This is a genomic window from Vibrio pomeroyi, from assembly GCF_024347595.1.
Taxonomy (GTDB): Bacteria; Pseudomonadota; Gammaproteobacteria; order Enterobacterales; family Vibrionaceae; genus Vibrio; species Vibrio pomeroyi.
This window is the reverse complement of the sequence record NZ_AP025507.1, coordinates 1,605,213-1,624,341: the sequence shown is the minus strand read 5'-3', so window position 1 is coordinate 1,624,341 and position 19,129 is coordinate 1,605,213. Positions and strand designations below refer to the sequence as shown.

At 44.6% G+C, this 19,129-nt stretch carries 17 protein-coding genes and 1 pseudogene; 10 read left to right on the top strand and 8 right to left on the bottom strand.

Features of this window, described 5'->3' with window-relative positions; all coding sequences use genetic code 11:
• Positions 1-198 precede the first annotated feature (198 nt).
• The 3 genes and pseudogenes from OCV12_RS23100 (at position 199) to OCV12_RS23090 (ending at position 4,428) form a co-directional block, all read left to right on the top strand.
• A pseudogene (locus tag OCV12_RS23100) lies at positions 199-2,003 on the top strand (hypothetical protein).
• Positions 2,000-2,737: a DUF3726 domain-containing protein gene (locus OCV12_RS23095; RefSeq protein ID WP_048660319.1), complete on the top strand. Its 738-nt coding sequence runs from the start codon at positions 2,000-2,002 to the stop codon at positions 2,735-2,737. Before OCV12_RS23100 ends, OCV12_RS23095 begins: the two are co-directional and overlap by 4 nt.
• Before the next feature lie 398 nt (positions 2,738-3,135).
• Entirely contained in the window at positions 3,136-4,428 is a 1,293-nt protein-coding gene (locus tag OCV12_RS23090; protein ID WP_261886305.1) for an alpha/beta hydrolase, read from the top strand.
• 123 nt (positions 4,429-4,551) lie between these two features.
• Here the strand turns inward: OCV12_RS23090 and OCV12_RS23085 are convergent, their stop codons facing one another.
• The 6 genes from OCV12_RS23085 to OCV12_RS23060 form a co-directional block, all read right to left on the bottom strand.
• Positions 4,552-4,734, bottom strand: a complete 183-nt coding sequence (locus OCV12_RS23085; RefSeq protein ID WP_261886304.1) for a hypothetical protein — start codon at positions 4,732-4,734, stop codon at positions 4,552-4,554.
• A 264-nt stretch (positions 4,735-4,998) separates the two neighbouring features.
• Positions 4,999-5,226 carry a PAS factor family protein gene (locus tag OCV12_RS23080; RefSeq protein WP_004730426.1) on the bottom strand — a complete coding sequence of 76 codons (228 nt, stop codon included), beginning with the start codon at positions 5,224-5,226 and terminating at the stop codon, positions 4,999-5,001.
• 221 nt (positions 5,227-5,447) lie between these two features.
• Positions 5,448-7,604, bottom strand: a complete 2,157-nt coding sequence (locus OCV12_RS23075; protein WP_261886303.1) for a c-type cytochrome — start codon at positions 7,602-7,604, stop codon at positions 5,448-5,450.
• Complete coding sequence (locus tag OCV12_RS23070) at positions 7,601-8,215, bottom strand: cbb3-type cytochrome c oxidase subunit II (RefSeq protein WP_210472876.1); 615 nt, start codon at positions 8,213-8,215, stop codon at positions 7,601-7,603. Before OCV12_RS23070 ends, OCV12_RS23075 begins: the two co-directional genes overlap by 4 nt.
• Entirely contained in the window at positions 8,216-9,640 is a 1,425-nt protein-coding gene (gene ccoN, locus OCV12_RS23065) for a cytochrome-c oxidase, cbb3-type subunit I (RefSeq protein ID WP_261886302.1), read from the bottom strand.
• Positions 9,641-9,683: 43 nt separating this feature from the next.
• The gene (locus tag OCV12_RS23060; protein WP_261886301.1) at positions 9,684-10,070 is read right to left on the bottom strand and encodes a c-type cytochrome; all 387 of its coding nucleotides are present in this window, start codon (positions 10,068-10,070) and stop codon (positions 9,684-9,686) included.
• Between the two features lie 653 nt (positions 10,071-10,723).
• On the opposite strand from OCV12_RS23060, the gene OCV12_RS23055 reads away from it, so the two are divergent.
• A complete protein-coding gene (locus OCV12_RS23055; RefSeq protein WP_390904564.1) occupies positions 10,724-11,179 on the top strand; it encodes a hypothetical protein in 456 nt (151 codons plus the stop codon).
• A 9-nt stretch (positions 11,180-11,188) separates the two neighbouring features.
• A complete protein-coding gene (locus tag OCV12_RS23050; RefSeq protein WP_239846648.1) occupies positions 11,189-12,214 on the top strand; it encodes a GGDEF domain-containing protein in 1,026 nt (341 codons plus the stop codon).
• Positions 12,215-12,583: 369 nt separating this feature from the next.
• Here OCV12_RS23050 and OCV12_RS23045 read toward each other — a convergent pair whose 3' ends face one another.
• Both OCV12_RS23045 and OCV12_RS23040 read right to left on the bottom strand, forming a co-directional pair.
• A complete protein-coding gene (locus tag OCV12_RS23045; protein ID WP_261886299.1) occupies positions 12,584-15,019 on the bottom strand; it encodes a putative bifunctional diguanylate cyclase/phosphodiesterase in 2,436 nt (811 codons plus the stop codon).
• Positions 15,020-15,022: 3 nt separating this feature from the next.
• The gene (locus OCV12_RS23040) at positions 15,023-16,054 is read right to left on the bottom strand and encodes an ABC transporter substrate-binding protein (RefSeq protein WP_261886298.1); all 1,032 of its coding nucleotides are present in this window, start codon (positions 16,052-16,054) and stop codon (positions 15,023-15,025) included.
• A gap of 393 nt (positions 16,055-16,447) precedes the next feature.
• Between OCV12_RS23040 and OCV12_RS23035 the strand changes: the two genes are divergently transcribed.
• From OCV12_RS23035 to OCV12_RS23015, 5 genes are all read left to right on the top strand, one after another.
• A complete protein-coding gene (locus tag OCV12_RS23035; RefSeq protein ID WP_261886297.1) occupies positions 16,448-17,278 on the top strand; it encodes a PhzF family phenazine biosynthesis protein in 831 nt (276 codons plus the stop codon).
• A gap of 102 nt (positions 17,279-17,380) precedes the next feature.
• Positions 17,381-17,884: a YgjV family protein gene (locus OCV12_RS23030; protein WP_132762861.1), complete on the top strand. Its 504-nt coding sequence runs from the start codon at positions 17,381-17,383 to the stop codon at positions 17,882-17,884.
• Positions 17,885-17,950: 66 nt separating this feature from the next.
• Positions 17,951-18,265: a cupin domain-containing protein gene (locus tag OCV12_RS23025; RefSeq protein ID WP_261886296.1), complete on the top strand. Its 315-nt coding sequence runs from the start codon at positions 17,951-17,953 to the stop codon at positions 18,263-18,265.
• Between the two features lie 67 nt (positions 18,266-18,332).
• Positions 18,333-18,551: a DUF7661 family protein gene (locus tag OCV12_RS23020; protein ID WP_261886295.1), complete on the top strand. Its 219-nt coding sequence runs from the start codon at positions 18,333-18,335 to the stop codon at positions 18,549-18,551.
• Between the two features lie 82 nt (positions 18,552-18,633).
• Entirely contained in the window at positions 18,634-19,101 is a 468-nt protein-coding gene (locus OCV12_RS23015; protein WP_239846643.1) for a GNAT family N-acetyltransferase, read from the top strand.
• Positions 19,102-19,129: the final 28 nt, after the last annotated feature.

Below are 19,129 nucleotides of genomic sequence, written 5' to 3'. Positions count from 1 at the left end.
CTTCGAAAGAAGGCTGACGCAAAAACTCCGAAAGGAAGAGTAAAAACCGTACTGGTGAAGATACATCGGACGGCAACTATTTAGGTGAAGAGACCTAGTCAGGACAAATAATAAGGGGCGAGTTCGCTTGCCTCGATAACATCAGTAACGATTAGAAACGTGAAAGCTAACCAACATACTGTCGCAACAATGCTTCAAATGACGGCAACGATCGGTTCTGAATGGCTAGCAAAACCCTTATAACTACAAAGGTGGTGAGCAAAATGGATGCACATCGTTCTACCTACACTGAATCAGCACTACGTGACGCAACGGTCGTCATGGCACCGGAAAGATTGGGTGCTATGCACCAAACACGAATCAGCTTCGTAAGAACTCTGATTCGTAAAATGGCACAACAGCAATGGAAAGTGACTAAGCATGAGTGGCAACTAGACGCTCAAGGTTTTGGTCATGTTATCTATAAGCTAGAGACGCCAGAGCATGTTTATCATTTGGTTGTTTTCTGCGATGAGATTGCAGACGACGAAAGAAATGACCGTGTAATTGCTGAAAAGTGGGACGTAACGTTTGCTCTTGTTCTTGGTGATGTTGATGTCACCCTACTTGAGAGACTTCGTGCGAATGTACCGCTACAAGAAGCAGGCCGTAACCCTAACAATGTGCTTGTTTTAGCGCGTGCCAACAAAAGTGTACGTGTGTTTGAACATATCGTTAGTCACTTGGCTAAAGGTGTTCAACCAACGCCAAAAGAGCTAGCTGAAGTGGGCTACATCCTACGAACCACAGCGGTTTATGGTAATGGTAAGTTTGGTATTGCTGACTTTAAAATCTTGGAAAAGAATCCCGATTTTAATCAATCGTTCAGTGCTCAAATGTGTGCTGTTTATATGTTGCGTGAGTTCAGCCTAGATTGGGTTCATTATCTAGCGGAGCAACAAGGCGGTGAACAAGCGATTACCTTGCACAGAGGCTTACAACGCTACCTAGGTGTGGGTAATGCCACAGGTTTAGGCATGGCGCCATATCTGATTAACCACCCAAGTATTGTCGATCAATGGATGACTACTCGTGAACATGCATTAGCTGACGTATTAGCTAATCACACGGATACGGCATTGATTGAGCCACTACGTACATTAGTTAAAAAAGCGATTTGTCATTTAGAACAAGTCGTTACCATCAATGAAAACCAGCAAGCGCTAAACAAAGCCGCTGTGGATGAGTTGAAACACGCAGAGCAATCGCTAGAAGAGTCTGTCAGCCAATGTGATACATGGGCGCAGTTAGTTGAACAATCTAAGCACATGAGTATGGAAGCCCAAGAAATCCTTATCTCATGCTTGATGGAATTGTACCCAGAATTAGTGGACGCCCATCAAGAGCAAATGAATTGCAGCGAAACACTGTCGCTTCCTAGTGGCAAAAAGATTCAAGATCTGTTGGTTGTATTAGAAGAAAAGTACCGCTGGGCGATCACGACCGACTTTACCAAAGCAGAGAACAACTACTGGTTCTGGTATCGCTCTCAAGACAAAGAAGAACCAAGGCTTGGAGTGCGAGGCGAGGAGCTAGGTGAAGAACGTGAACTGCCGTTGGATATAGGTCGTCAAGCTTACCGTTTGTACCATGCTTTATTGCAATTCGCGCCAGAGCTTTCATTGGCTGAGTTCCTTGTTAAACAGCCACAGCATCGTGCTATTGCACGTCGTGTATGGACGCTAGGCAACAAAGCGATGGGCGACATTCAAATGAATGTGCTGCACCAAGATTCGCCACCAATGCACTTATTGCGTTGCAAGCTTGCGATGTTTGGTGCGACTAAGTTTGATCCTCGCTCAGACCGTTGGGTACGAGTGACGTTTTTCCAAGGTGCACCACTGCTTGATGAAATTCATCAGGACGAATGGGTGTTCCCAGTCTTACCAAGTGAAGCGGAGATCGCTGACTCACAAAAAGCTACTACACATATCAACGCTCAACATGGAGGTAAATCGTTATGATCGTTTCTCACAATGAACTGGTAGCGGCCGTCAATAAAGCCTTTCTGGGTATGCGTCGTACATGTGGTGAAGCCGATGTGATAGCGAACATGGTGGCAGATTTACAAATGGTGGGTTTGGATGGTGTTCGTCATTTTAACAATGCGAGCAACTTCATTGGGCTAGAAGACGATTGCCCAGTGGACATTCAAGTGCTTAGTGACAACACGGTTGAAGTGGACCTTCACAAGGCAAGTTTGGCGTGTCACCTTCCAGTGGTGATGGATTACGCGATTGAAAAAATGGTCGGCAAGAAGACGCTGAAAATTGAGCTCAACAACTGTCATAACCGCTGGCTAGCGTACAGCGAGCTTGTGAAACTGGCCGCGAAAGGCATCGCGTGTACTGCACGTTGGGACAATGGCTCTAACCCTAAGAGCACTTTGTATGTGCTCAACCGTGGTTGCGTTGCACCAGAACTGTTTTTATCAGATTTGCCTCTGGCATCGGACGATCATATCCACAATATGACCATCGAGCTTTCCGTCCAGGATTTCGATATCGAACGTTTGTCAGATGGCTACCAAACACACATTGAATCGGAAGCGCTTTTTAAAACTCAAGAGAAGGCGTGGAACGAGGGCATTGAAGTTGACGATGGAGAGTGGGGCGCGTTGAAAGAAACAGCGACGGCTATCCTTGTTGAAAACAGCCAACGTTCAATTCAAGGTGCAGGTGAGCTAGAAGCTTCTTAGCTATAAGTTATAGAAACTAAGTTTATAGAGCATTAGTTTATAGATCTTTGGCTTATAGAAACTGAGCCGATAAAACCTGAGCTTATTGAACCTATAAGCATCACCTACAATAGATAAAACCAAAGAGCTTAACGTATCCTCACCTCGTTAAGCTCTTTTTATTTGTGCCGCATTTCTATTCTTGCTCTCAATAGAACACACCTTAAATCTTTTGTTTTGACACAAGTTGTTACGCGTTGAAGGTAAATTAAGCAATTAGATGAAGCACCTTCACAATCATGTTAAACAAACGGTTTCTTTTACAAGCCACTATGCGTATCTTGCTAACTAAAGGTGCCAACGGGCGCCGTTTTTATTCGTACCGATGACATTAGAATCAGATAAAAAAGGAATGAAGCGTGCAAGCTAACTTTATTGATGGAACCACCCTATATCGTCAGCACTCTTTTGAGTTGCCACTCGATTACCAAGCAAAAGATGGACAACAGATCCAGGTCTTCGCACGTGAACTGGTTGATCTCGCTAAAGATGCGCAAGAACTGCCGTGGTTGATCTACTTTCAAGGCGGCCCAGGTTTTCCTTCTCCACGAGTGAGCGGCCAATCAGGTTGGCTAAAGCGTGCACTGCAAAACTACCGCGTTCTGCTTCTTGATCAACGTGGTACAGGCAACAGCACGGTGATCAGCCATGAAACCTTGGCGCACCTAAATCCAGAGCAGCAAGCTGAATACCTAACGCATTTCAGAGCCGATAACATCGTTCGTGACGCGGAAGCGATTCGTGAGCAGTTCGGTGTTAAACAGTGGTCGACGATTGGCCAGAGCTTTGGTGGCTTCTGCACATTGAGCTACTTGTCGTTGTTCCCACAAAGCCTAAAGCGCTGTTATGTCACGGGCGGTATACCTTCTATCGAACGCGAAGCTGACGATGTGTATCGTGCGACCTACAAGCGTGTAGAAGACAAAAACAAAGCCTTCTTTGCTCAGTTCCCGCAAGCGCAAGCTATTTGTCGTGAGATCTCTGATTACCTACTTAACAACGACGTGAGACTGCCAAATGGTCAGGTGTTTACGGTTGAACAGTTCCAGTTGATTGGTATTAACCTTGGCGGCGGTGAAGCAAACCTTCCTATGTACTTCACACTAGAGAGTGCGTTTGTTGAAGTGAACGGTAACAAGCAGTTGAGCTACAGCTTCCTAAATCAAATGCAACAAGAGCAGGGCTACCTAACGAATCCTATCTACGCGATTCTTCATGAATCGATCTACTGCCAAGGTACAGCGTCTAACTGGTCGGCACATCGAGTACGTGAGCATTACCCGCACTTCAACTACCAATCGGGCAATGAGTTCTGGTTTACTGGTGAGATGGTTTACCCATGGATGTTCGATCAACTAGAAACGCTGAAGCCACTGCGTGAAGCAGCGAACATGTTGGCTGAAAAATCGGACTGGGGCACTTTGTACAACGCAGAGCAGTTGAGCAAGAATACAGTGCCAATGGCGTGTGCGGTTTATGCAGATGACATGTACGTTGAGTTGGTTTACAGCCGTGAAACACTGGCGAACATTCCTAACTCGAAAGCGTGGATCACCAATGAATATGAACACAATGGCTTGCGAGTAGACGGCGAAAGAATTGTCGATAAATTGATGACGATGGTTGAAGCGTTGGAAAACCTGCCAAAGTAATCAAGCTATTTACGTTAAAAGTAAGATAGCCTAGAAACAAGAAAACGCTGCATCCGTGCAGCGTTTTTTTATGTCATCGAACTATTCGATTTAAGGAACTAGGAGGGGTAGCCCTTGAAGCCATTAAGGTTGGATGACGATATCTTGATTTTCAGTGGTCGATAAGCTGGCGCGGTTTTGTTCGATAAGCTGGGCCGCATAAGAGGGAGTCACAGCTTGAATTTCGCCTTTTGAACGAATCGTTAGTGCTTCCCACACATGGTCACGATATTTGCCTGTCTGTGTATATTCAATAAGTACTCTCATGATTCTTCCATCCGATGTGTGGTTAACGTGCTACTAACATTAGCGCCATTATTGAGGTTACACACCTGTTAAAAATGGAACATAAGATTAACCAAATGAGAATGCGAGCAACTTGAAAATTGCAGCGACTTGCACTTATCGTAAAGAGTCATGCTTATCGAAAACAGCTGCATTTATCGTTAATAGTCGTACTTATCGTTAATAGCTTGCACAAAAAAACGCTGCACAATGGCAGCGTTAAAATGGAGATAGGTTGAAGCTAAATTAGCTGTTTTCTAAACCAACAATCTTGCGTGCAGACATGACTGCACTATCCAAATCGGTCAATCTACCAGCACTCGCTGGACCAAGAACTGATGAATACAAAGCCAACTGCTTCTCAAATGATAAATCTAATTGGTTATATAGATTTTGGCGGATTTGAGCGTGTTGCTGTGGCTTTGCGCTCGACAGGCCTTCCAACGTATCGTAGATGAGTGTAGTTGTATCCATATCTGTCCTTCGTACATCTTTAAAAAATTTTGCACATTATGCACTTGGTGTCATCTTTGTTCTGCGAGATTGATCGCATTATGTGCAGACCTGCTTAATTGTGTAATCAGTTAGTTATAATTGTGTTGTATGAGCAAGGGTGAAAATGACGGTCGAAAAAGAAAGGAGGCACATTGACCTCCTTTGGTTTATTGCAATTCACTGTCTAAATGAAGTGTCTGTTATCTGATGTTGATGGTGTTATCTCTACGGTCATACATGTCTGGCGTGGTATGTAAGCCACCTGCATAACCAGCGGCTTCAAGCGTCTCTCTTACTTCTCGAACATGCTCTGCGGTTACCGGCTCTTGCCTGTCTCCAAGGTGCAATCGTACGAAGGTGATCAACTCAGCCAACCTCTGATCCGATAGCACATCTTCAAAGCTTGCCATTGGCATGAAGTTTCTATCCTTGTCGAGATAGGTCGGTTGTAGACCGCGCACCGTTACTGCAATGGTGTTGAATGGATCACTGTGCATGATGATGCCGTTATTCAACAGAGTAGGGGCGATAGGATCGCGTCCTTTACCGTCGTCTCCATGACATGCTCCACACGTCTGACGATAAGTGGTGTAGATTTCAGCTGCATAAGACTCTTCATCAAATCCTTTAGGCTGCAACGGCACGGCATCGCTGCTAATGGTATTGTTGATGTCACCGCTCAGCAAGTAGTAGGACATTGACTCGATATCTTCACGAGTCATCAAACTCAGGCTGTTTTTCACTACATCTGCCATCCCTGCAAAAGCGGTGCCTTTGTCAGAATGACCTGTGTGTAAGAAGTCGGTGAGTGTTGCTTCATCCCAACCATCGATATAAAGCTCATTGGCTGTGATATCAGGCGCATTCCAACCATCAATCAAGTTACCTTGGAAAATACGTTCTGGTATCAGGGCTTGGGCAATATTTCTTGGTGTGTGGCACTCAGAACAGTGACCAAGACCCGCAACCCAGTATTTACCTTGTTGCCATTTCTCAACATTATCGACCTTGTCTGTGAGTTCCTCTGGCACTTGATAATCGACTGGGTCGGTGTCCATGAACACAATATTCCAGCCAAGCAGCCCTAGGCGAATATTCGATGGGAACATCATGCTGTTGTCGTCATTGCGTCGAGGGACAGCGGTAATCGACTGCATGTATTCCCACAAGTCGACCATGTCTTGGTCAGTCAGATATTGATAAGAGGTGTAGGGCATTGCAGGGTACAAGTAACCGTTCTTACCTTTACCATCGACTAGCGCAGCTCTGAAATCATCAAAGTCATAGGTCCCGATACCTTCGGTAGTATGAGGCGTAATATTGGTTGAATACACGGTGCCGAAAGGGGTCACGAACGGTAAGCCGCCAGCAAAGGGTTCACCACCTTCTGCACTGTGACAAGCCACGCAGTCACCGGCATGCGCTAAGTATTCCCCGCGTTCAACAGATTCTGCTTTCAGGCTGGCCAGTTTTTGTTGTTCAACTTCACCTGCATGTCGAATGTAGGCGCCGAGTGCGAGTATCTCGTTTTCGGTCAGTTGACTATCAAATGCGGGCATAAGATTGTTCAAACCATAATTTATGGTGTGTTGAATCTCTTCAATACTGCCGCCGTGTAGCCAAGTATCATCGGAAAGGTCGGGTACCCCAATCGCCGGGTTGGCGACCGTACCATCGGCATGACAAGACGAGCAATATTTGACGAATAAGGTTTTACCGAGTTCGACTTTAACCTCAGGCACATCGGTATGACGCTGGTTAAGAGACGCTAAATAGTAAGAAACCTTTGCCACTTCATCAGGACGCATGATTTCGCTCCATCCTGGCATCGCACCATTTCGCCCTTTGACAATGGAATGGATCACAGCCTCATCACTGCCGCCGTATAACCAGTCTTGGTCGATAAGGTTAGGGAAGTGTTTCTGGCCTTGTGCATTGTCTCGGTGACACGCTGCACAGTGAGTTTGAAACAGGATTTGACCGCTGTTAACGATCTCAGGAATGGCAGCTAATCCCTCTAACGTGGTTTCACTGGTTTGTGCAAATTGCTCATTGAGAGTGGTGGATGGTGAACTGAGCTTATCATCGCTCTGTTCCCAATCGACCAAGCCTTCCCATTCACCAAGTCCGGGGTAGAGCACCAAGTAACCTGCAGAGAGTAAGAACGCGACCGCATAACTGACAAAGAGCAGTTTAGGTGGTGGTGCGTCTTTCTCTTCAATGCCATCAAAGGTGCCGATGGTGTGGTCATGATCGGCCTTGTGATTGCTTCGCCAATATTTAACGACAACCGATACCATCAGAACAAAGAATATTAAGGTTAATAGTACCGCCCATAAATTCCAAAAAGTGCTCATTGTGATACCTCCTGTGACGTATCTTTACCAAGGCTTTGCAGGTAACGAATTAGCGCTTCACCTTTGGTTTTACCTCTTATTTGCAATCTCGCATCGCCAATCTCTTTGTCGGTATAAGGCACGCCTAACGTACGTAAGGCTTCCATTTTGGCGCTGATATCATCCCCAGTTAGCGTTTGCTCAAATAACCACGGGTAAGAGGGCATTATAGAGGTAGGTACAACTCTGCGCGGGTTCACGAGGTGAATGACATGCCATTGGTCAGAATATTTTCGGCCTAGGTTTGTTAGGTCAGGACCCGTACGTTTTGAACCCCACAAGTTAGGAAACTCATAGATATCATCCGCTTCTTTATTCGGGCGACCATTACGTTTCACTTCTGGTTCGAGAGGACGAACCATTTGAGTGTGACAAACATGGCAGCCTTCACTGATGTATATGTCTCGCCCTGCTAACTCAATAGGTGTGAGCGGCATCGCTAAGCTGCCTTTGGCTATATCATCTCCACGGACGATACTTGGCACTACCCAAACCAATAAAGAGAAGGAGGCGACAACAACGGTAGTCAAAATCAAAATGACGATTGAATGTGTAAAGTCTTTACTCATCATTTAAGCCCCCTCATTAACGGTGTGTTTAGCGTCGTGTACGGCGGGCATACGAACCGTTTTGTACAAGTTGAACGCCATTAAGAACAATCCGAGGACGAACAGCGCGCCACCAAAGAATCGTAAGAACAACCAAGGTGCTTTGAAGTCCATTGCCTCTACAAAACTGTAAATCAGTTCGCCGTTTTCATTTTGAGCGAGCCACATATAACCTTCACCGATGCCTGCGACCCAAAGTGCTATCGCATAGAGAGCGACGCCGGCATGGGCGAGCCAGAAGTGCCATTTAATTAGCCGTGGCGACCAAAGAGCGGTTTGGCCCCACAAGCGTGGAATGAAGTAGTAAAAGACCGCTATCCCTGACATCCCAACCCAGCCAAGTGCTGCGGAATGTACGTGACCGATAATCCATTCGGTGTTATGTGCGACCATGTTGAACCAGCGGATGGCAAGCAGCGGACCTTCGAATGTCGCCAAGCAGTAGTAAAGAATCGCTGAGAAAAAGAATAAAAGAATGTAGTCGGACTTCAGCTTTTCTTTGTTTTGAAGCAGCGTCATTGCGCTATTGAATGCACCGGCCCACGAAGGGAGCCAAAGGATCAGCGACATTACGATGCCGATATTCTGAATCCAGATCGGAACGGAAGAGTAAACGAGATGGTGTGTCCCGGCCCATGTGTAGAAGCCGACCAAACCCCAGAAATGGATCACAGACAAGCGGTATGAATAGATAGGTCTATCCGCCGCTTTAGGTATGAAATAGTAATTCATACCAATGATACCCGCAGTCAGTAGGAAGCCGACGGCATTATGTCCCCACCACCACTGAACGATCGCATCTTGAGCGCCCGCAAATACAGAGTAAGACTTCATCGCTAAAACTGGTATCGCAAGGTTGTTGACGATGAAAATCATGGCAACGACGATGATGAAAGCAGCAAAGAACCAGTTTGCCACGAAGATATGGCTGACCTTCCGCTTAGCAAGCGTGCCAAAGAACAACACCGCATAAAGCACCCAAACCAGCACAATCATTAAGTCGATTGGCCATTCAAGCTCTGCATACTCTTTTGAGGTGGTGTGGCCTGCGGGGAGGGAAATGACCGCAAGTAACAGAATGAATTGCCAGCCCCAAAACACCATCCATGAAAGGCTTTTGTTGAACAAATCACAGTGGCCAGTTCGCTGGGCTATATACAAAGAAGTACCCATTAAAATATTTACGACGAAGCCGTATATCACACCAGAGGTATGTAGCGGGCGCAGTCGACCAAATTGGAAATATTGGGAATCGAAGTTTAAGACTGGCCAATATAATTGCGCGGCGAGAATCACGCCGATGATCATACCTACAATCGCCCACACTAAGGATGCGACGATGAAGTACTTCACGACCTTAATGCTGTATTGCGTTGTCACTTGTTCCATAACAAGGCTCCTTGCCTAGAGGTTTTGAACCGCTGACTGAATTTTATTCGCTGACTTCGTTTGAATCGCCGAGCGAGCTTGAATCATTGCCCAGCATTGAATAGAAATAGGAAATATCACGGATATCTTGGTCTGAAAGCGTGTCGGCCTGTTGCTGCATGAGAATCGCCAAACCACTGGTTCTTTCACGTGTCTGATAATCTTTCAGTGACGAGATCAGGTATCCCACTTTTTGACCGCGAAGGTTCGGGTAGGGATCTTGTGTTGAGATACCATCAACGCCATGACAAGTCATACACACCTTGGCTTTCTGCTTACCCAATTCGAATTGCTCTTTGTTAACGTCAGCAGAAACAGGAAACATGACCAGCGTCATTACTAAGGTAGAAAGTGCCGTCATGGGGTTAAATCTTCGCTTATTTAAACTCATTATCGATTCCCTTGATTATGAAGTGAGTAAATCTTTTTTAGAGCGCAACGTATGTAAGCTGGTGGACTTCAAACGACTAATACCAGTTTAAAAAGCGCTTAAAACTGCTTACGTACGATTAAAGGTTATGCAGCGACAGGCATTCTCGCTACCTACAGACTCATTTTTATTGTCAATTTTATTGGTCACTACGTATTCACAAGAGGAATTGGATTACTCCTTGTACTTAAAACACGGTGTTTTTATTTGTCGCGTTTCTATTGATGGATTTTTGGAGCGCGTATTGTGGGGCTGAGGTGATTGAACAAATTAGATCATGGTTAGGGCGTGTTGACCTTTCGCGGTTAAATTTTGTTCGAGATAAAAGCGGTTTAATCGCGGCGAGGGGGATGTAGCCTAGTCATTCTAAGCAAATCTCCCTCAACAAAGAGTAAAACGCTTTTAGCCGAACCCTTTGGGCAGCATTTGCTGGTCATTTCTACTTCGTTATCGGCTTCTCATGTAGGCTAGCTACACATCGACGCCTCTGCCTTGTATAAATACCCAGCAACTCGCTGCAAAAGTCAGCTCGAAAGATCAACACGCCCTAGTTAAGTCAAATGAATAATATCGACTAGACTCAATTTAATGACCTTTTTTAAATGGAGTTAAAAATGAGAACTGCACTTCTTTTGATATTTTCATTCTGTTCATTTTCTATTTTTGCTGCGTCAGAATTAACGGTATTCGACCATTTAGGGCAAAAGCATGAGTTCAGCCGAGAGCAATTGTTGTCGCTCCCTCAACAAGAAATATCTACCACCTTACCTTGGGTCGATGGAGAATCCGTGTATAGCGGGGTTACGTTACTCGCGGTACTTGAAAGCATGGATTTACCTGTGTCAGCTCAGGTCACCTTTGTCGCGTTAAACGATTATAAAGTTGCAGTGCCAAAGGAAGATTTTTATGACTATCAGCCTATTATTGCGATAAAGCTAAATGGTGAGTTTATGTCGGTGAGAGACAAGGGACCTTATTGGTTGATCTACCCATTGTCGACTCGCCCAGACATTGATAACACAGACTTTCATGCCAAGATGATCTGGCAGATACGCGATATCCACCTATAGAGGTTCTCTATGAAAAAGCTGTTGTCACTGGCTGTGATTAAAGTCGTCGTGCTAGCTTTGGCGGCGATTGTTCTGACCGTAAATATTTATAGTGTTACCCGAATTAACGATATCAATAAGAGTTTTTCTAGCCGTCAAAATGAGGCGACATGGTTTGTTTTTCAGTTGGTAAAGGAGTACGCCAATTTCTTAATGGTCAGTCGCTCAGATAAGATCAATTATGACGAACTGTGGTTAGCTTATGATATTACGTGGAGCCGATTTGATATTCTGATTAATAGCACTGAGTCTTCCAATTTCATTCGCTCAGCTAACTTCAAACCTTATTTTACGGCTGAATTTGACAAGTTTAAGTCGTTAGAATCCTCAATTAAGTTGGTGAATCAAGGCGCCTTGCCTAAAGAATCACTGCAGAAGAAAATTGATATCTGCTACAACACACTGGTCGATTTTATTAACGAAAAGTTTCGACTCCAAAGCCCGGTTATTGAAGAAAATACCACAATGGTCGACAAGTTGGTGATGATGCATCGGATAAGCAGTGTATTTCTGGTGTTGCTACTGCTTGTGACAGGTGCGATTTTTTACGTCGATTTCTCAATCAAAAGAAAGCTTTACACGACAGACTTCATTACTGGCTTTCGAAACCGTGTTTCTTTAATGAAGTTTGTGAAAAACAATTACCCCAAAGACAACAACTTTGATTTGTACTTTGTACGAATCAGAAATCTAAGTGAAATTAACCAGAAATATGGCCCTGAATACGGAGACTTAGTGGTGAGTTCAGCGGCGAAATCGCTCACGTCTAAGATCCCAGATAGCACGATTTCATTCCGAAGCAGCGGTAGCCAATTCTTGTTCTTCATCCCCGAGCATTTGTACGCGAGTGATGAGATTCATGAGAAGTTTAATGAAGTGTTGAGTGATTACATCTCGGCGGGCAATTTAGAGCTCATGATAGACGCTGTCGTACGTCACAAGAAGAATATAAGCTCAAAGGATATGATGGAGCTACTTACTACGATACAAGGCTAAGGCTCGCTCTCGCGAGCTTTTCTTTAGAACCTTCTCTCATTCCAATCCGTTTAACCTCAGATTTTTAATGCTCACAACCCGATCCTACTTAAATGGTTAAGCTCCTTCGCTTTATATGGCCTCGCTTCAAGTAATCTCTTTCGGCAAACGAGCTCCATATAATTTGCCTTCGAACCATCTACATTTATATTGATGGATATTAAAGCTTGATGTTTTTAAGCGTTGCTGAGTTTTGTGGAAATTTAGACTAGAGGAAATCGAGACTCATGGCGAGCGGGGCTTGTGCTGTTGAGCTGTAGATAGGTGACGAGTTTTAGGGAAAGCGTCATAAGCGAGGCTGGTGGCTCAAAAGAAAGGCAAGAATATCGCCTATTTCTTCTGGTTTAGAGCCACAATTCTTTCGTTAGAATCATCGTCGCTTAGTGATGTTGTCTGATCCAGAATCGTTTGTGGGTTGTGATCGCGGATGAACTCGATGAATTGAATGTAGGTCAACGGTTCGCTGAACAGGTAGCCCTGTATCAAGTCACAGTTGGCTTCTCTCAAATACTGGTACTGCTCAATAGATTCGACGCCTTCGCCGACCACCAAGGTGTTACAGGAGTGCCCAAGGTTAACCATTGAGTCGACCATTCTACGATCGGCCTTGTCGTCTACAATTTTGTCGATAAAGCTCTTATCTATTTTAAGCTCATCAACAGGGTAGTGAAGCAGCTGATTAAAGGCAGTATAGCCAGTCCCGAAGTCGTCCAGTGATACCTTTAAACCCAAGCTTCTGATGCTTTCAATGGTCTGCACCGTCAGCTTGGTGCTTTTCACATAACTGGTTTCAGTGATCTCAATGATGATGTTGCCAGCAGGCACTTGATATCGCTCGATCACTTTTCGAATATTGTCGGCGAAATTGCGATTATAAAGCTCCATCGCGGAGATATTAATCGATAAGGTGCCTTCGTAATTGTGGATCTCAGAGAGCTCTTTATAGCACTTGATGGCCGTCGCAATTACCCACATATCGATTCGAGAGATTAAGTTACTTTTCTCTGCAACTGGGATGAACTCTTCAGGCCCTGCGTTTATATCAAACAGGGCAGGACAGCGAATCAGACATTCTGCACCATCAATATGAAGCGTCTTAGCGTTGAAGATCGGCATAAAGCGCAGCTCAAAATTGTCACTCTCACAACACTCCAGTAGCCTTTTCTCAAGCGCATCGTGTCTTTCGAAGGTATGCAGTAATTCTTCGCCATAAACGATTCGACTCTCTCCATCACTGTGCGCCTTGGCATTTATCAGCATTTCATCAATGCAGCGGTGCCAGATCTCTTCAAATTTTGGGGTGTCGACAGGTAGTACACCCGTTGCAATAGAGAGCCTGAAACCATAGTAATCAAGGAAGTTTGTGCCAGTCAGGGTGTTATTAATGTTCTCAATTTCTTCGTTGATGGATTGGTGTGGGGCGATTTCTAGGATGGCAATGAATTGGTTTCCACCAAGCCTTGCCAAAGAATAGTCACTGCAACTAAACCCTAAAGACGATTGCTGGTTTTGTAATGTCTCTCTCAGTGCTTTAGCTAGGCTGACCAATACGTTATCACCCACTTTCGCACCATACAAATCATTGATTTTTCTGAAATCGATGATGTCCCAGCAGACGAGATAACAATACGGGCTTACTGAGCTTTTTAAGCGAACATCGAGGTGTCGAATGAAGGAACGTCGGTTAGCAAGCTTAGTGAGTTGGTCGAATTCAGCTTCGAATTTTAGCTCGGTTAAGGAGTCGATATAGGCGTTCTTAAGGCCATCAATTTCACTTTGCCCGGATGAGCGCTTGAAGTACCTAAGTTTTAGCCCTCCGATGGAGATTTCGTGCAATAGATCTTTTAGTGGGCTCACCAATTGGTAGCGAACGACCATATGGACGATCAGCATGATAATAAACAGCGTCGTTAAACAACCAAAGAAGGTTTGCTGAGCAATGATGCTTTTCTCTTGGTTGAATTTCTGTTCTCGAATGTTGACCTGAGCGAGTAGATGACGGCTGGTCATTTGAACCTTGATGCTTTCTTTGCCTTGTTCAAATGACTTGATAACGAACTGGGTATTTTCAATGCTGTCTTCTTCTTCCGTTGGTTCGATCAAAAGCTGCATGTTGTCGTCATCGTTGTACTTGATCAGTAAGCTCGAAAGCTGTTTAAGTGGGCCATCAGCAATCAACATATATCGATTCTGACTGTCATTCGCGCGTTTGTCTTGAGGAAGTAAATAAGGGTCGATAGCCGCGACATAGGCATATCTGAGTTCGCCACTGATGGAAACATAAGAGAAGCCCTGATGAGAAAGCTCATCGCGTTTGATTAAGGCGGTATAAATGTCGAACACGCGCTCGTAGATGTTGTCGGGGATCTTTAGTCCTTCGAATGGGTCAGCGCGTAAGGTCGAGAGTGTAAGATTGAACTGAGGGTCAACGATGTAAATATTGCGCTGGCCAAATTGATTCACGAGGTTTTGGTTTAAAACCTGAAGTACGCGTTTTTCCAACAAAGATAGGGTGGTGTAGTCGCTCGGGTTTTGAATATAACGCAAGAATTGCAGCGAAGAGCCAATATCTTTCACCAATAGAGACAGCCCGAGCTGTTCATATTCGGCGGCAACCAAAGCGGTATTCACGTCTGACTGCACTTCGTCTAAATACATGTGCTTCACATGGTTTGAGGCGAAGTTGTAGGTGATAACCCCCACTATTGTAAATGCAAATAATAGCGTTGGCATGAGCACAAAATAGAGCTTCTTGAGTACTGGCATTGACTATCTCAAACTATCGACGATACGGTTACGAATTTGAATACTGTTGAGTTCAAGTGGCTGATATAGATAACTACGTTCTAGTACCTCTTGGTTAGGAAAAAGCTCAGGATCGTTTTGATATTCTTGAGAAGTGAGCGCTCTTGCTTTTGAGTTGGGTGTCGCAAACCAAGAATCCATGGCGTTTTGAGCGGCGATTTCAGGCTGTGATAAGAAAGATAAAATCGTGGTGGCTTGTTGAGATAATTCACCGTTGTTGATTGCCGCAATACACTCTAGCCACAACGTTGTCCCTTCTTCAGGAACGATGTAAGCCCATGTTGGATCTGGGTCGATGTCATTCAGTATGTAGCTGTCGCCAGAGTACCCGTAGGCGAGGTCGATGTTGGCTAAGTGTTCGGGGTGACGAATATAATCGACAACGTATTCATTACTTTCAAGGTGAGGCTTCTGTGCTTGTAGCGTTTTGTAAGCGACTCGGAGTTCTTGTTCGTTGTTGGTAAATGGCTCAAATTGATTCATCAGCAGCGCAGCACTCACCAAATCAGTGGGTTCATAATACATGCTGATTCGACCGCTGGTTTTGGTTTCAGGATCTAAAAGGGCACCCCAAGACTTGGGCGTCTCAACTTTTCCGCTTCGATATAAGATGCCGGATGTCCCCCAAGCGTAGGGGATGCCATATTCGCCACATCCGTCCACCCATCTTGAGTCAAAGTTACTTGAAAGGGATTGCTGTAAGTCACCCAGGTTGTGGAATAAGTTCTGCTTAGCCAGTGCTTTCAGTTTCATACTTTCAATGACAACCAATTCAAACGCACCTCGTCGTTCACTCAATAGCACTTCATCACGAATGGACTCGTTAGAAAAATATTGCTGCTTGAGAGAAATCCCGTAGGTATCGTTGAGTTTCTCAATCACACTGTCAGACAGAAACTCATCCCAGTTGTAGAGATAGATTTCATTCTGTTGGCTGTAGGCGGTGCTAGCTAAAAAGGATGATGACGCTAGAACTGAAACATAAAATGCTTTCACTGACGGATTCCTTTCCTGTCTTGCTTAACTAAATCGTAGCCCAAAAATTGCGACATGCTTCAAATTTACGCTTCTTATTTTAGTACAACCTAATGCATTGCATGCGAATCACTAGTGCTCATCTTTGAGACTAAGAGATAAAAGAGACATAACCCAAGATTTATTAATTCAGTACAAAGAGTTAGATAGCGTTTGTCATTTGGTATGCTTCTCAAGCTTATCTCTGGTTCATTGTCTTTCTTTTTAACCATAAGGTGTTCTATAACTATTTGTTTAGTATTCTGTTCTTTATTGAAAAGTATCGATAAAGTCACGGCTAATGACTTGTGGCACAGAGTGTTTGTGCTTATTGTGGTGAACAATATATAAATCATGTCGGCACAAGGAATCATTGTGGACTTAGAGATATACCAAGTAGATTCATTTACAACTCAAGCGTTCAAAGGGAACCCTGCTGGTGTTTGTATTTCTCCAGAGTTGCTGGATGAGTCATTAATGTTTTCGATTGCAGAAGAGATGGCGGTTTCAGAAACGGCTTTTCTTGCGCTTAACAGCATGACACTTAAGTGGTTTACGCCTGAAGTGGAAGTGAAGCTGTGCGGGCACGGCACCTTAGCGACTGTCCATGTAATGAAAGAGCAGGGCTTGGTAAAGGCAGGTGACAGTGTAGCGTTTAACACCTTGTCTGGAGAGTTATCTGCCACAGTTGGTGAATCGTCTATTGAGCTTGATTTCCCTAGTACCCAATTATCTTCGAACCAGCTATCTTCGAGTCAGTTATCTTCGGACTCTGAACTCAACCTCACATTGTTAGAGCATCTTGGCTTATCACTGGATCAAGCCGTTTCGTTTAGAGAGTTTGATTCTAAGCAGTTAATCGAAGTGACTGACGAACACGTGTTGTTGGCGCTGGCACCCAACTTTGATGCCTTGAAAGGTATGAAGGGACGAGGGGTTGTTGTGACGGCACTGTCGTCGAATCCTGATCTCGACTTTGTTTCTCGTTACTTTGCTCCTTGGGTGGGTGTTAATGAGGACCCGGTTACTGGCTCGGCGCATTGCGCTCTCACGCAGCATTGGGCTGAGAAGTTAAACAAACGCAGTTTCAGTGCGTATCAGGCATCACGTCGTGGCGGGTACATGTCGACCGAACTATTAGAGAACGGGCGCATAAAGCTGATTGGCTCTGCTACGACTGTGATCAGTGGTGTGTTAAAGCTTTAAGGTGTTATTGGCTGTAGCTGTTTGAGCTCATCAGCGCGCTCGTTCGATTATTGATGTTTGAACGAGGCCGTTAGGGCGTTAGTTATTATTGAAGGAATCACTGTGTCAGCGTTTTATCTATCTCAAGTCTTAGTCGCCATTGCGATTTGCTTTGATCTTCTGTCATTCCAGTTCAAGGAAAGGAAGAAAATCGTCACGTGTTTGTTCTTTGCGGGCGTGCTTATTTCAAGTCACTTTATTCTATTGGAGCAGTGGACGGCGGCAAGCTTAATGACGATTGCCACGATTCGTTATTTGACGAGTGTGTTTTCTACCTCGTCCAAGTTTAAGTATTTGTTCTGTTCGATGTCTGTGGTGGCGACAGCAGTCACATACTCTGGGCTGACCAGCATACTGAGTTGCTTTGCTTCTGTGTTTCAAACCTTTGCTGCGTTTAATAAGGATGACCGTCGATTAAGAGAGCTAATGATCATCGGAACTAGCTTTTGGTTGATTCATAACTATCTGGTTGGCTCTCCAACGGCGGTGGTCATGGAAGCCCTGTTTATTTGCAGTAACTTGGTCGGCTATTACCGATTTTACTTCAAAAAGAATGCGATAGCTTAGAGTTTGAGCCTGCTGTAATGCAGTAAACCCACCGCATGACAATGATTAAAGAACGAGGAGAGCTCGATGCCCAATATCCACGCTGATATCCCTTCATCGTTACCCAATGAGGTGTTCACAGAGCTCATTAGTAATGACAATGTTCGAATTGAGCGCATTCTGTCACATGGACACAGCTCCCCAGAAGAAGGTTGGTATGACCAAGACGAACATGAGTGGGTGATGGTGATCGAAGGACAAGGTGTGATTGAGTTTGAAGATGGACGTGTTGTTACCTTGTCTAAAGGGGATTACATCAACATCGCTGCAAGAGACAAGCACAAGGTTCAAGGAACCGATAAAGACGCTGTTACCATCTGGCTGGCTGTATTTTATCGTTAGTTAGTGAACGTAGGCAGTAATCTATTTAGCTGTCTAGCTATGTATCTTTTTGGCCAAAGGAACACGCATGTTTTTAAAATTTCAGGTCTTCCATCAAAGTATGTTGATACAACGCAAAGGCGAAGAGTGGTTACTATATCGTGAATCAGATACGTCGATGCACTCTCGAGTTTATGATGTGGTGATCCCATCAGACTTAGCTGAGGAAGAGCTCGCGCGTTATTTGGCGGATATTTACCATGAGTTTGCCTCTGAAAAATATCCATCAGTGACAAGAGTGGTATAGCCTCGATATTCGCTTATCAATGACCAATTCAGTTCGATACGTAAATGCATTTAAAATACTAAAGACATGAGAGGAGTATGTCGTGGTTAGAATTAGAAATTACCAACCTAGTGATAGCAAAGCGCTATGGGAGATCTATTTTCATACCGTTCGTAACATTAACGTTCGCGATTACTCTCAAGAACAAGTCGAAGCTTGGGCGCCAAGTGACTTTGATTCGGAACTGTGGGAGAAATGTCTTCGTCGCATACAGCCCTTTGTGGCCGAATTAGACGGGCGCGTTGTTGGGTATACTGACCTTCAACCGAGTGGACTGATTGACCATTTTTTCTGTCATCATGAATATCAAGGCAAAGGCGTAGGAAGAGCTTTGATGGAGCACGTATTTTCAGTTGGAAGAGTGCGCGGTGTTTCTCGATACTTCTCAGAGGTGAGTATTACCGCCCGACCTTTCTATGAACACCTTGGCTTCAAGGTTGTGAATGAGCAAGAAGTCGATATGCGAGGCGTAAAACTGACAAACTACGTGATGGAGAAAGTGGTTCAATAGCTTGAGCTAACCATCAATAGTGTCGGCG